Annotated in this window: 13 protein-coding genes and 2 pseudogenes; 5 read left to right on the top strand and 10 right to left on the bottom strand. The window is 65.8% G+C overall.

What is annotated here, in order from left to right; genetic code table 11:
* The 5 genes and pseudogenes from IEX25_RS17800 to IEX25_RS17785 form a co-directional block, all read right to left on the bottom strand.
* Positions 1-207: ATP-binding protein (locus IEX25_RS17800; RefSeq protein WP_229665418.1), on the bottom strand; the 207-nt coding region annotated here is incomplete at its 3' end.
* Positions 197-1767: pseudogene (istA, locus tag IEX25_RS17795) on the bottom strand (IS21 family transposase). The pseudogene istA and the gene IEX25_RS17800, both read right to left, overlap by 11 nt.
* Positions 1768-1785: 18 nt before the next feature.
* A pseudogene (locus IEX25_RS20185) lies at positions 1786-2130 on the bottom strand (IS21 family transposase); the annotation flags it as partial.
* 443 nt (positions 2131-2573) lie between these two features.
* Positions 2574-3353 carry an SDR family oxidoreductase gene (locus tag IEX25_RS17790; protein WP_188716907.1) on the bottom strand — a complete coding sequence of 260 codons (780 nt, stop codon included), beginning with the start codon at positions 3351-3353 and terminating at the stop codon, positions 2574-2576.
* Positions 3353-3721 (bottom strand): nuclear transport factor 2 family protein, encoded by a 369-nt coding sequence (locus IEX25_RS17785; protein ID WP_229665417.1) that lies wholly within the window; start codon positions 3719-3721, stop codon positions 3353-3355. Before IEX25_RS17785 ends, IEX25_RS17790 begins: the two co-directional genes overlap by 1 nt.
* Positions 3722-3772: 51 nt before the next feature.
* Here IEX25_RS17785 and IEX25_RS17780 point away from each other — a divergent pair, with 51 nt between their 5' ends.
* The 5 genes from IEX25_RS17780 (at position 3773) to IEX25_RS17760 (ending at position 7493) form a co-directional block, all read left to right on the top strand.
* Positions 3773-4675, top strand: coding sequence for a LysR family transcriptional regulator (locus IEX25_RS17780; RefSeq protein ID WP_188716905.1), 903 nt, complete (start codon positions 3773-3775; stop codon positions 4673-4675).
* Positions 4676-4868: 193 nt separating this feature from the next.
* Entirely contained in the window at positions 4869-5399 is a 531-nt protein-coding gene (locus IEX25_RS17775; RefSeq protein WP_188716903.1) for a sigma-70 family RNA polymerase sigma factor, read from the top strand.
* A complete protein-coding gene (locus tag IEX25_RS17770) occupies positions 5386-6156 on the top strand; it encodes an anti-sigma factor family protein (RefSeq protein WP_188716901.1) in 771 nt (256 codons plus the stop codon). Before IEX25_RS17775 ends, IEX25_RS17770 begins: the two co-directional genes overlap by 14 nt.
* Positions 6157-6178: 22 nt before the next feature.
* Positions 6179-6895 (top strand): Bax inhibitor-1/YccA family protein, encoded by a 717-nt coding sequence (locus IEX25_RS17765; protein WP_188716899.1) that lies wholly within the window; start codon positions 6179-6181, stop codon positions 6893-6895.
* A gap of 25 nt (positions 6896-6920) precedes the next feature.
* Entirely contained in the window at positions 6921-7493 is a 573-nt protein-coding gene (locus IEX25_RS17760; protein WP_188716897.1) for a DUF2076 domain-containing protein, read from the top strand.
* Between the two features lie 252 nt (positions 7494-7745).
* Here the strand turns inward: IEX25_RS17760 and IEX25_RS17755 are convergent, their stop codons facing one another.
* Genes IEX25_RS17755 through IEX25_RS17735 form a run of 5 tightly spaced genes read right to left on the bottom strand, consistent with a single transcriptional unit; the run spans position 7746 to position 11654 of the window.
* Complete coding sequence (locus IEX25_RS17755; protein ID WP_188716896.1) at positions 7746-8039, bottom strand: DUF2218 domain-containing protein; 294 nt, start codon at positions 8037-8039, stop codon at positions 7746-7748.
* Between the two features lie 7 nt (positions 8040-8046).
* A complete protein-coding gene (locus IEX25_RS17750) occupies positions 8047-8868 on the bottom strand; it encodes an iron ABC transporter ATP-binding protein (RefSeq protein WP_188716894.1) in 822 nt (273 codons plus the stop codon).
* On the bottom strand, positions 8865-9821 hold the full coding sequence (locus IEX25_RS17745) for an iron chelate uptake ABC transporter family permease subunit (protein ID WP_188716892.1): 957 nt from the start codon (positions 9819-9821) through the stop codon (positions 8865-8867). The genes IEX25_RS17750 and IEX25_RS17745 overlap by 4 nt, the downstream gene beginning before the upstream one ends.
* Complete coding sequence (locus IEX25_RS17740) at positions 9814-10764, bottom strand: ABC transporter permease (protein WP_188716890.1); 951 nt, start codon at positions 10762-10764, stop codon at positions 9814-9816. The genes IEX25_RS17745 and IEX25_RS17740 overlap by 8 nt, the downstream gene beginning before the upstream one ends.
* Entirely contained in the window at positions 10761-11654 is an 894-nt protein-coding gene (locus IEX25_RS17735; protein ID WP_188716888.1) for a siderophore ABC transporter substrate-binding protein, read from the bottom strand. Before IEX25_RS17735 ends, IEX25_RS17740 begins: the two co-directional genes overlap by 4 nt.
* Between the last annotated feature and the right edge of the window lie 134 nt (positions 11655-11788).

Genomic DNA, 11788 nt, shown 5'->3' with positions numbered 1-11788 from the left:
GAAGCGTGCGGCCTTCATGTGATAGGCGATGGAGCGGACCTCGCGCTCGGCCAGTTCGGCTTTCAGCAGTTGAGACAGGATCGGCACGGCTGCGTCAAAGGCCGGTGCAGCCTGTTCGATCAGGTCGGTGACAGCCTGCGCCATGCCATGCATCTTCAGGCTGCGAAGCATGATGACGATGGCGCCGCTGGCAGGATCATGACGCATGACGGCCTCCTGCAACGGAGGTGCGCAGGCCGTCATAGCGCTCCACATTGGCCTTTGGCTCGCGGCGCAGGGCCAGGGCCTGCGGGGTATCGAGGGGCGGCCCGCCAATGACCTTGCCATCGACCAGCCGGTGCAACAGGTTCAGCACATGGGTCTTGGCCGCCACGCCCTCGGCCAGGGCCAACTCCACAGCCGTCAGCACGGCCTGTTCGTCGTGCTGAAGAACCAGGGCAAGGATGTCGACCATCTCCCGATCACCGCCGGGCTTGCGCAGCATCTGCTCCTGCAACTGCCGGAAGGCAGGCGGGAACTCGGCAAAGGGCGCGCCATTGCGCAACGCCCCGGGCTTGCGCTGGAGAACAGCCAGGTAATGCCGCCAGTCATAGATCGTCCGCGGTGGCAGCTTGTGGCTGCGCTGGATGATGCGGCCATGCTCGCACAGGATGTTGCCCTCGGCCGCCACGACCAGCCGGTCCGGATAGATCCGCAGGCTGACAGGCCGGTTCGCGAATGACGCCGGAACGCTGTAGCGATTGCGCTCGAAGCTGATCAGGCAGGTGGGCGAGACGCGCTTGCTGAGTTCGATGAAGCCGTCAAAGGCCGGCGGCAACGGCATCAGCGCGGCCCGCTCCTCAGCCCAGACATCGGCAATGGTGCCCGGCAGCGTGCCGTGCGGGGTCTCTTGCCACACCTCCAGGCAGCGCTGTTCCAGCCAGGCGTTCATCATGGCAAGGTCGGGAAAGTCCGGCATCCCTTGTAAGACCTGATGGCGGGAGTCCTGAACGTTCTTCTCGACCTGACCCTTCTCCCAGCCTGCGGCCGGATTGCAGAAGCCGTTCATTGCGGCGCCATTGGTCCGAGCCCAATGGACGGCGGCTCGAAGACATAGTGATTGGCCATGGCGAGAAAGCGGAGGTTGACCTGCCGCTCCTTGCCACGGCCGACACGGTCCACTGCGGTCTTCATGTTATCGTAGATGCCGCGCTCGGGCACACCACCAAAGACGCGGAACGCGTGCCAATGGGCATCGAACAGCATCTCGTGGGTCTGGAGCGGGTAGGCGCGCAACAGGAAGGCCCGACTGTGGGACAGCTTGATATGCGCCATCTGAAGCTTGGTGCGCTCGTCGGCCAGATGCCCGTAGTCTTCGCTCCAGTCGAACTGGAAGGCTTCGCCCGGGCGAAAGGACAGCGGAACAAAGGTGCCGCGTCCCGTGGTCTGCTGTTCCCGCTGGCGATCTGTCCGCCAGTTCCGCGCAAAGGCCGCAACCCGGTTGTAGGAGCCGGTGAAGCCGAGCGCCACGAGATCGGCATGCATCTGTTTCAGCGTCCGCCGCTGCTTGCGCGACTTGCCGGCCTCCGTCTTCAACCAGGCGGCCAGCTTCTCGGCGAAAGGATCAAGCTTGCTCGGGCGATCCGGCGTGGCGAACTTCGGCTCGATCGTGTCTGCCGCCAGGTGCTTCGTAATCGTGTTGCGCGACAAACCGGTGCGCCGCGCGATCTCGCGGACCGACAGCTTCTGCCGCAAGTGCATGCGTCGAATGATGTTCAAAAGTCCCATGTGGATCACTCCCGTTNTGGTCTGCTGTTCCCGCTGGCGATCTGTCCGCCAGTTCCGCGCAAAGGCCGCAACCCGGTTGTAGGAGCCGGTGAAGCCGAGCGCCACGAGATCGGCATGCATCTGCTTCAGCGTCCGCCGTTGCTTGCGCGACTTGCCGGCCTCCGTCTTCAACCAGGCGGCCAGCTTCTCGGCGAAAGGATCAAGCTTGCTCGGGCGATCCGGCGTGGCGAACTTCGGCTCGATCGTGTCTGCCACCAGGTGCTTCGTAATCGTGTTGCGCGACAAACCGGTGCGCCGCGCGATCTCGCGGACCGACAGCTTCTGCCGCAAGTGCATGCGTCGAATGATGTTCAAAAGTCCCATGTGGATCACTCCCGTTACCCCCGCCGCTCATCGCTTTGGGGAAAGGTTCACATGGCTCAATTCTCAGTGGAAATTACGCGCCTATCCGGCTCAGTTCTGGGTGGAAATCAACAGCCCTGGATCAGGCAGGAATCCTGCATCGCTTCCGGGTCAGCGAAGGCGGCCATGACTGGATCTTCTGGCAAGGCGCACTCCCCTCGGCCATGGAGCATGTCGGCCGGATCTTCACGCGGCAGTATGGGGAATAGGGCGCTTTCCCCCTGGACAAGGTCCGAGGCAGGCCCGTTGTAGAGGCTGCTTGTTGAATGACCCGTGTGCGACGCGAGCTTGGGCGGCATTGCTGCCCTGGCTGCTGTTCAGAGCCACCGCATCGGATCGGCGCCTCCCCGGAGCGCCCGTTTGTTGCCGCAGCCATGCCGTCTTCGCCTGCCGGACTTCCCGGATCATGCCGTTGGCACAGTGCCTCCGTCGATCACATATTCCGTGCCGGTGATCGTTGACGCGCGATCGGATGCGAGAAAGGCGACCAGGCTAGCGACTTCGTCGGGTTTCGATGGGCGGCCCATGGGGATGCCGCCAAGGGCGTCCATGATCATCCGCTTGCCGCCCTCAAGATCGGTTCCCGCCTGTTCTGCCATTCGTGCTGCGAGCCGGATCGAGGCGTCCGTCTCGATCCAGCCCGGAGCCACGCGCACCACCCGCACCCCCTTGGGCGAGATCTCTTTCGACAGGCTTTTGCTGTAGACCGAAAGGGCGGCCTTTGCTGCGGCATAGGCGGTCGTCGCTTCAGGCAGGGGCAGCAGGCGCTGAATGGACGTGACATGGATGACGACGCCGCCACCTTGCGTCACCATTGCCGGCACAAGCGCACGGTCCAGGCGTACGGCAGGCAACAGGTTGAGGTTCAGTTCGGCCTGCCATTCCGCCTCGTCCAACGCGGCAAATCCGCCCCCGGGCGCGGAGGAGCCTCCCAGCATGTGGACCATGACATCCAGGCCGCCCATGTGACTTCGCACGGCATCGGCGACCGTCTCGCATCCCCCTGTGGTGGTGAGGTCGGCGGCAACAAACATCTCTGCCGGAAGGTTTTCGGGTCGGTTGCGGGCAGTGGTCAGGACCTTTGCCCCCAACTCGCGGAACAGCGCCACCGTGGCCGCGCCCGCGCCCTGGGTGCCGCCGGTGATCAGGGCGCGCTTGCCCTGCAGCGTCAGGAAACCGGTCATCAGCCGATCTCCAGTTCAGCGATGCGGTCACCTGCCAAGCGGAAGGTGAAGCTCAGGATCGCCGGGCTGCCGGGAAAGTCGCCGCTGACTCGGGCGCGGACCACAGTCTTGCCCGCGGCTTCGGCCACGTCCAACGGTTCGGCATGATGGCGATACTTCTGCTTGGCCTCCCGCCACCATCTGCGGATGTCATCGGGGCCGCGATGGATATTCCCTTCATCACGCACGACGGCATCCGGCGTGAAAGCCGCGGCAAGAGTGTCTTTGTTCTGTGGTGACTGGGCCTCGAAATAGGTCTGGATCGGATCAGGCAAGCGCATGAGGTTGCTCCTTCTTCTGGTGACGGGAACATAAAGCTCGACGGCCATCGGGATAATCGGGATAGATCGGCATCTGGCGATGACTGGATCGGGACAATCATGGATGCCGGGCTGAAAGGGTTGGAGGCCGTGCTGGCCATTGCGCGTCGGGGATCCTTTCGTGCAGCGGCACTTGATCTGGGCATGTCGACCACGGCACTCTCGCATGCCATTGCACGGCTTGAAGCCAGCCTGGGGGTGCGGCTGTTCAACCGGACCACCCGCAGCGTGTCGCTCAGCGACGCGGGACGGGATTTCGTCGAAAGAATTGCCCCGGCCTTGGCCGAAATCCGTGTCGCGATGGACAGCGCCCGCTCTCAACGTGAGACGCCGACGGGTCTGCTCCGCATCAACGCCTCTGTTCAAGGCGGATGGGAAATCACGCCGCTGGTGCTGGCCTTCCTGCGCCGCTATCCAGAGATGCACATCGACCTTGTGACGGAAGGGCGCCTGGTCGATATCGTGGCCGAAGGCTTTGACATGGGCGTGCGGCCTGCCTCTCTCGTGCCCCGCGACATGATCGCGCTGTCCTTGGGGAAGCCGCAGCGCCATGCCGTAGTCGCCTCTCCTGCCTGGGTCGCCGCCCATTTCATTCCGCTGACGCCTGCTGATCTTCCGCTGCATGACTGCATTCGCGTCCGGCTGCCGAACGGCGCATTGTTTCGTTGGCAGTTCGAGAAGGACGGCGAGGTGGTGCAGGTCGATGCCAAGGGTCGCCTGACGCTGGACGAGGCCGTGATTGCCCGCGCCGCTGTTCTGGACGGCGCCGGGATCGGCTTCTTCATCGAACAGGATGTCGCCGAAGATATATCTGCCGGTCGTTTGATCCGCCTGCTGGAGGACTGGACCCCGCCACGACCCGGCTTCAGTCTGTACTATCCGGGACGGCGCAATCCGTCAGCGGGCTTTGCGGCTTTCCTGGCCATGGCGCGAAACGGGGCTGCACGGATTGGAACGGGGTGATCCTCCGGTGGCTTCCGAGCAGCCATTGGTGTCGCTTCGGCCACCGCCACTGCCTTCAGCCCGTTCTGCCGGGCATTTCCGCCACGGCCTTTGAACACCCGCCGTCGGTGATCGGCTGTTCAAGAAACAGGGTGTCAGATTTTTCCACCCGTGCTGGAAGGAAACCGCCATCAGCTTCGTCTAACTCTATAAGATGACACGCCGCGACCCGATCCTTGCCCTGCTGACGCCCCTGCGACGTTACGCCTTTGCCCTGACCCGCGACCGGGCCGAGGCGGACGACCTTGTCCAGGATGCCCTGCTGCGCGGTCATGAACAGCGCCAACAGCTTGCGGCGGGCAGGGCGCCGGGGCCGTGGCTGCGCGCGATCCTGCGCAACCGCTTCCTGGACCGCCGCCGCCAGGCGCAAAGCGAAGGCCGGCGCGAGGCGGATTATGCCAAGCTGTCCCCGCAGGTGGTCGATGCTCCTCAGGACAGCGCCCTGCGCCTGTCGCAGCTGCGCCGGGCATTCCTGGATCTGCCCGAGGATCAGCGCGAGGCCCTGGAACTGGTTGCGGTCGAAGGCCTCTCCTATGCCGAGGCGGGAGCCGTGATCGGGGTGCCGCCCGGCACGGTGATGTCGCGCGTCTCGCGGGCCCGCGCCTGGCTGCGCGCCTTCGAGGACGGCGAGGCCCCGCGCAAGCCGTCGCTCAAACTGGTGGGAGGTCACGATGCTGAACACTGACGCGCAGATCACCGATCTGGATCTGGACGCCTATGTGGACGGCCAGTTGACGGACGCCCAGAGGTCCGAGGTCGAGGCGCACCTGTCACGCCATCCCGAGGCCGCGGCCCGCGTGATGCGCGACCTGGCGCTGAACCGCGACCTGCGGCGTGCCCTGGCGCCGCCGCCCATGCCCCGACCGCTGCTGGGCGCGGCGCGGCGGTTGGTGCTAGCGCGGCGGCGCGACGCCACGCTGCGCCGGATCCTGCGCATTGTGCCGGCAGTCCTGCTGGTGGGCCTGGGCTGGCTGGCCCATGCCGGTCTTGGGCCGTTGTCGATCAGCGAAGGGCAGGCCTCGGGCCCGACCCCGCCCTTTGTCACTGCCGCGCTTTCCGCCCATGAGGTCAGCCTTTTGCGCGCGGCCCTGGCTTCGCAACCCGAGATCACGGATCTGGACGCCGAGGAACTGCGGGCCGCGACCGGCATCCGCCTGCCGGGCTTCGATCCAGGCTGGACGGTGCGCGACGCCCAGGTCTTTCCCTCGCCCCAGGGGCCTGGGGTCGAGATCCTGTTCGAGGCGCCGGATCTGGGCCAGGTCAGTCATTTCGCGGTGCGCGCCGGCAGTTTCGACGTGACCTTGCCGCGGCTGATCGAGACCCTCGACGAGGGCATTGCCTGGTTCCAGATCGGCGAAACCGCCCATGTGCTGATCGCCGGGGCGGACCGGGCGGATGCGCTTCTGGACGCCTCGCAGGAGCTGTCCGACACGCTTTACTGACACCAATCCATCGGAGAACGCCATGCAACCCATCCATCAGGCTGGCCGCAGCGCCGGCTTTGCCCCCGCCGCCGCATTCGACGCGGGCCTGCGCGCGCATATGCTGCGCATCTACAACTACATGGGCCTGGGCCTGCTGGTCACGGGCCTGGTCGCGGTGCTGGTCGCCTCGGTCCCGGCGATCTATGTGCCGATCTTCAGCACGCCGCTGAAATGGCTGGTGATGCTGGCGCCGCTGGCCTTCGTGATGTTCCTGTCATTCCGCATCGAGACCGTTTCGGGCGCGACCGCGCAGGCGCTGTTCTGGGCCTTCTGCGCGGTGATGGGCCTGTCGCTGGCCTCGATCTTCCTGGTCTTCACCGGCGCCTCGATCGCGCGGGCCTTCTTCGGCGCCGCCGCCATGTTCGCCGGGATGAGCCTTTACGGCTATACCACGAAGCGCGACCTGTCGCAGTTCGGCAGCTTCCTGATCATGGGCCTGATCGGCGTCATCATCGCCAGCATCATCAACATCTTCCTGGGATCGTCGGCCCTGCAATTCGCCATCTCGATCATCGGCATCCTGGTCTTCGTGGGCCTGACCGCCTGGGACACGCAGTCGATCAAGGGCGCCTATGGCGAACATCACAATGCCGAAACGCAGCAGAAGCTGGCGGTGATGGGGGCGCTGTCGCTGTATCTGAACTTCATCAACATCTTCCAACTGCTGCTGAGCCTGACCGGCCAGCAGGACGAATGACGCAAGAAACAAAGGAGAAGACGTCATGGATCACAACGACAGGCAAGCCATCGAGGGGCTGTTTCACAAGCTGGGCCAGGCCGCCCGGTCCCAGCCCCACCGCGACCCCGAGGCCGAGGCGCTGATCGGCGACCTGATCGCACGCAATCCTGGCGCGGCCTATTACCTGGCCCAGACCGTGATCGTGCAGGAACAGGCCCTGAACGCAGCACAGGACCATATCCAGCAGCTTCAGCACCAGCCGCAGCCCCAGCAGGGCGGCCTCTTCGGGCGGCTCTTCGGCGGCGGTCAGCAGCACGCGCCGCGCCCCATGCCCCCGCGCCCGCAGCCCGCAGCCTATGGGCAGCAGCCGGGCTATGGACAGGCGCCGCAGGGATCGGGCCCCTGGAGCAGCGGCCGCCCCTCGGGTGGCGGCGGCTTCATGGCCGGCGCGGCGCAGACCGCCATGGGCGTCGCGGGCGGCGTGCTGCTGGGCAACGCCATCGGCGGCATGTTCGCCGGAGATGCTGCCGCGGCCGAGGCGCCTGCCGAAGAGCCTATGGAAGACGAGGCCGGCTATGACGACGCCGGTTACGATGACGGTGGTGATTTCGAATGAACGATGGCAGCCAGCCTGCAACTGTCCCGGCGTCGGACGACGACGCCGGAGAGGACCGAAGTCGGCAAACCCTGTCTTACCTGATTGACCGGCTTGCTGCCCAGACGGCCTCAGGCAGGCTGACCATGACCGATCTGGTCGCGTGGTTCCGGGACCGCGCGACCCTGGCGCTGTTGACGATCCTCGGGATCCTCGACATGCCGCCGAACCCAAAGGCTTTGCCGCGAACTGCAGCCGCCGGAAGCATAACTCTCAGGCTGCCTCGCAGACCTTCCAATCAAGTCCGGCAAAGCCTTCCCGGAAGGCAAAGATCACCAGATGCTTGTCGATCACATAACGCGCGTCGATCAGGGATTTTGCATCCTCGGCCTCGACCCTTGCGATCAGCGCGCCGTCTGTGGCTTCCAGCCTGACGCTGCCCGCCTGCAGGGTGAAGTCTGCGGAGGTGGCATCTGACCGCACCTCGATCTTGTGCGCGAAATGCTTGGCAAGCTGCTGGACGTATTTCGCGGCATGGGGCGTGGGGTAATGGGCAGTCGAGATCATGGGGTCCTCAATGCAAGGGGAAACGGTCGGCGTCGGATGCCTTGGGATAGGGCGCGCCGAGTTGGTCGTGCCAATGGTGGTGCAGGACCAGCGGGCGGCTGTCGTGGCGCGACACCTCGATCGGCGTGTCGTAAAGGTCCGACAGCACCTGTTCGGTCAGGACCGTGTCGGCCGGACCTTCGGCAACGATCCGGCCGCCCTTCATGGCGACGATATGGTCGGCCCAGGCGGCGGCATAGTTGACCTCGTGCACGACGGTGACGACGCTGCGCCCGCTGCCTCGCACCAGTTCGGCCAGCCGCGCCATCAGCGCGCGGGAATGGGCCATGTCGAGGTTGTTCAGCGGCTCGTCCAGAAGCAGCCAGTCGGTGCCCTGGGCAAAGGTCATCGCCAGATGCGCGCGTTGCGCCTGGCCGCCGGAAATCTCGTCCAGGAAGCGATGCCGGAGGGGACCAAGCCCGAAAGCTTCCAGCGCGTTTTCGACCGCTTCCCTGTCAGCGGGCCGGGGGCGGCCCTGGTGATGGGGCCAGCGGCCGAAGCCTACCAGTTCCGCCACCCGCAGCCGGCTGGCGATCTGGGTCTGCTGGCCCATCACGGCCATGGCAAGCGCCAGCCGTTCGGTGGGCGTGCTGGCAAGATCCAGCCCGTCGATCTCGACCCGGCCCCGTTGCAGGGGTTCCAGCCGGGCGATCAGGCGCAGCAGCGTGGACTTGCCCGCGCCGTTGGGACCGATCAGCGCGACCAGCTTGCCACGCGGCAGGGTCAGGTTGATGTCGTGCAGGATCGGGGCCGGGCCGATATGGTGGCTCAGACCGTTTATGCGGATCATCGGACACGCCCTTTCAGCAGAAGGAACAGGAAGAACAGGCCGCCCGCGAATTCGACCACCACCGACAGGGTGCCGGTCTGGCCCATCAGGCGTTCGAAAAGCGTCTGGCCCGCGACAAGGATCGCCGCGCCGATCAGCCCGGCCACGGGCAGCAGCACCGCATGACGCGCCGAGGGTGACAGGCCATGCGCCAGGCCCGCCACCAGCAGGCCGAAGAACGCCACGGGACCGACAAGCGCGGTCGAAACCGACACCAGCATTCCCACCAGCCCCAGCGTCACCAGGACCAACCTGTCGAAGCGCAGACCCAGCGATGTCGCGACCTCTCGGCCCAGGGCCAGCACGTCGAGGCGCGGGGCCAGCCACAACGCGCCCGCGACGCAGCCAGCCATGATCAGCGCCGCCATCGGCAGAAGCGCCGCATCAATGCTGCCAAAGCTGGCGAAGCTGACGCTTTGCACCACGGCAAAGGCATTGGGGTCCATGATCCGGGCCAGGAAGGTGGACAGGGACCGGAACAGCACGCCCAGGATCACCCCGGTCAGGATGGTTCGGGGAATGTCCCTGGCGCCGCGCCCCAGCAGCGTGCCGAAAAGCAACCCCGCCAGCAGCGACATGGCGGCGACCTCGGCGAGGAACTTTGCTGCGACAGGCAGGGCGGCAAAGCCCGCGACGCCAAGCGCCGCCACAAGCCCGGTTTGCAGCAGGACATAAAGCGCGTCGAAGCCCATGATGGAGGGCGTCAGCACCCGGTTTGCGGCGACCGTCTGGAACAGCACGGTGGCGATGCCCACCGCCGCGCCGACCACCACCAGCCCCGCCAGCTTGGTCGCGCGCAGGTGCAGGATGAAGGCGCGGTTGCCGCCGCCGATGCCTTGGAACATCCATACCAGCGAGGCCGCGGCAAGCAGCGCCATCAGCGCCGCAATCAGGGTGGCAGCGGTCCTATCCATGCGCCGCAGGCCGGTAGAGAAGCCACAGGAAGATCAGCGAACCGACGATGCCCAGGATCGTGCCGACGGGGATTTCGTAGGGATGGCGCAGGATCCGCCCGATCAGGTCGCAGGCCAGCAGCAGCCCCGCCCCGCCCGCTGCCACAACGGGAATGGAGGCGCGAAGGTTGTCGCCCATGATCCGCGCGACGATGTTCGGCACCACCAGTCCGACGAACGGGATCATGCCCACGGTTGTCACGACCAGGGCCGAAACTACCGAGACGACCACCATCCCCAGCCGCATCACGCCGCGCGACGACAGTCCCAGCCCCGTGGCCACCTGGTCGCCCAGCGACAGGATCGCGAAACGGTCGGCTGCGGACCACGCAAGCAGCGCGGCCAGGCCCGCGACCCACAACAGTTCGTATCGACCCGCGATGACGCCCGAGAATTCGCCCGACATCAGCCAGGTGGCGACGAACTGCAGAAGGTCATGCTGCCACGCGATCCAGGTCACGACGCTGCCGATGATGCCCGACAGGATCAGACCGGCAATCGGGACCAGCATCACCTCGCGCACCGGCAGGCGACGAACGATCGCCATGAACAGGGCGGTCCCTGCCATCGCGGCCAGGCTGGCCGCAATCATCTTGACCCAGATCGGGGCGGCCGGCGCCAGCAGCGTGACGGCCAGCAGCCCAAGCGCCGCGCTTTCGCCCGTGCCCGCCGTGTCAGGACCGACGAAGCGGTTGCGCACAAGGCTTTGGATCACGACGCCCGCGACCGCCAGGGCCGCGCCCGTCAGCAGCACCGCCAGCGTCCTGGGAAGCCGGGACTCCATCAGCACCAGCAGCGTCCATCCGTCGGCCGCGCGCAGGTCGATACTTGCCGCGCCAACGCCAAGGCTTGCCAGCGTCAGCAACAGAAGCAACAGACCCGCGACGGCGACACGGGCCTTCATTCCGCAAGCGCGGCAGCCAGGCTGTCCAGGGTCTCGGTCAGCGAGGTATAGCCGCCGGGGGCAAGATACACGTTGCCGGCGGGCAGATAGACCACATGGCCGTTCTTCCAGGCATTCGTCTGGCGCACCAGCTCGTTGTCCAGGGTGGCTTCGGCCGAAGGACCGTCGGCGCCGATGGCGGCACCCCGGTCCAGCACGAACAGCCAGTCCGGATTGGTCTGGGCAATGAATTCGTGGCTGACGGCGTCGCCATGGCTGGCCTTGGCGTCCAGCGGCTTGCCCGCCTGCGGCATCCCGGTAACCTCATAGATCCAGCCGAACCGCGAACCTGCGCCATAGGCCGACATCTTCGGTCCGTTGGTCAGAAGGACCAGGGCATTGCCCTTGTCGCGGCCCGCATCGGACAGACCGGCCAGCTTGTCGTTCAGCGTCGCGATCAGCGCCTCGCCCTCGGCTTCCTTGCCGAACAGGGCGGCAAAGGCGGAAAGACGGGCCTTGGCGTCCTCGATCAGCGTGGCGCCGTCCACCGTCATGTCGATTGCGGGCGCGACCTGTTCGACAGCATCTCTTTTCACGGCGGTGCGGTTGGCCACGACGATCAGGTCCGGACCCACGGCGGCAAGCTGTTCGAGGTCGGGTTCCTGCAACGTGCCGACAGGGGCCGCGGAACCGGCCAAAGGCTGAAGATGATCAAGGAACAGCTTCTCGGGCAGGGCCGCCGGCGTGACGCCAAGGGCCATCAATGTGTCGGCGACGCCAAGGTCCAGGGCCGCCACCTTTGCCGGCATTTCAGGCAGCGTTTCAGGGCCCTGCGCCGTCTCGATCGTCACATCGGCCAGTGCGGTAGAGGCAAGCAGCATCGCAAGTCCAGCAGTGAAAAGCGTTCGCATAGGCCATTCCTTTCCTCGGCTTGGCAGAAGTGCCAGATGCCATGCCCTGGCGATTATGCCCGCCAAAAGCTGATGTCAATAATGGCGAGTATTTTTGTCAGCCTTAGCTGGGATGAGGGGCCGGGCTATGGTTC

The sequence above is a fragment of the Paracoccus acridae genome (genome assembly GCF_014642735.1).
GTDB lineage: Bacteria > Pseudomonadota > Alphaproteobacteria > Rhodobacterales > Rhodobacteraceae > Paracoccus > Paracoccus acridae.
The sequence above is the reverse complement of the archived record's forward strand: the minus strand, read 5'-3'. Positions and strand labels throughout refer to the sequence as shown.

Coding starts and splice junctions, on each gene's coding strand:
- IEX25_RS17755 (WP_188716896.1), bottom strand. CDS start 8,039: ATGATCTCGACTGCCCATTACCCCACGCCCCATGCCGCGAAATACGTC.
- IEX25_RS17785 (WP_229665417.1), bottom strand. CDS start 3,721: ATGGCCGTCGAGCTTTATGTTCCCGTCACCAGAAGAAGGAGCAACCTC.
- IEX25_RS17740 (WP_188716890.1), bottom strand. CDS start 10,764: ATGAAGGCCCGTGTCGCCGTCGCGGGTCTGTTGCTTCTGTTGCTGACG.
- IEX25_RS17790 (WP_188716907.1), bottom strand. CDS start 3,353: ATGACCGGTTTCCTGACGCTGCAGGGCAAGCGCGCCCTGATCACCGGC.
- IEX25_RS17780 (WP_188716905.1), top strand. CDS start 3,773: ATGGATGCCGGGCTGAAAGGGTTGGAGGCCGTGCTGGCCATTGCGCGT.
- IEX25_RS17735 (WP_188716888.1), bottom strand. CDS start 11,654: ATGCGAACGCTTTTCACTGCTGGACTTGCGATGCTGCTTGCCTCTACC.
- IEX25_RS17770 (WP_188716901.1), top strand. CDS start 5,386: ATGCTGAACACTGACGCGCAGATCACCGATCTGGATCTGGACGCCTAT.
- IEX25_RS17775 (WP_188716903.1), top strand. CDS start 4,869: ATGACACGCCGCGACCCGATCCTTGCCCTGCTGACGCCCCTGCGACGT.
- IEX25_RS17765 (WP_188716899.1), top strand. CDS start 6,179: ATGCAACCCATCCATCAGGCTGGCCGCAGCGCCGGCTTTGCCCCCGCC.
- IEX25_RS17760 (WP_188716897.1), top strand. CDS start 6,921: ATGGATCACAACGACAGGCAAGCCATCGAGGGGCTGTTTCACAAGCTG.
- IEX25_RS17745 (WP_188716892.1), bottom strand. CDS start 9,821: ATGGATAGGACCGCTGCCACCCTGATTGCGGCGCTGATGGCGCTGCTT.
- IEX25_RS17750 (WP_188716894.1), bottom strand. CDS start 8,868: ATGATCCGCATAAACGGTCTGAGCCACCATATCGGCCCGGCCCCGATC.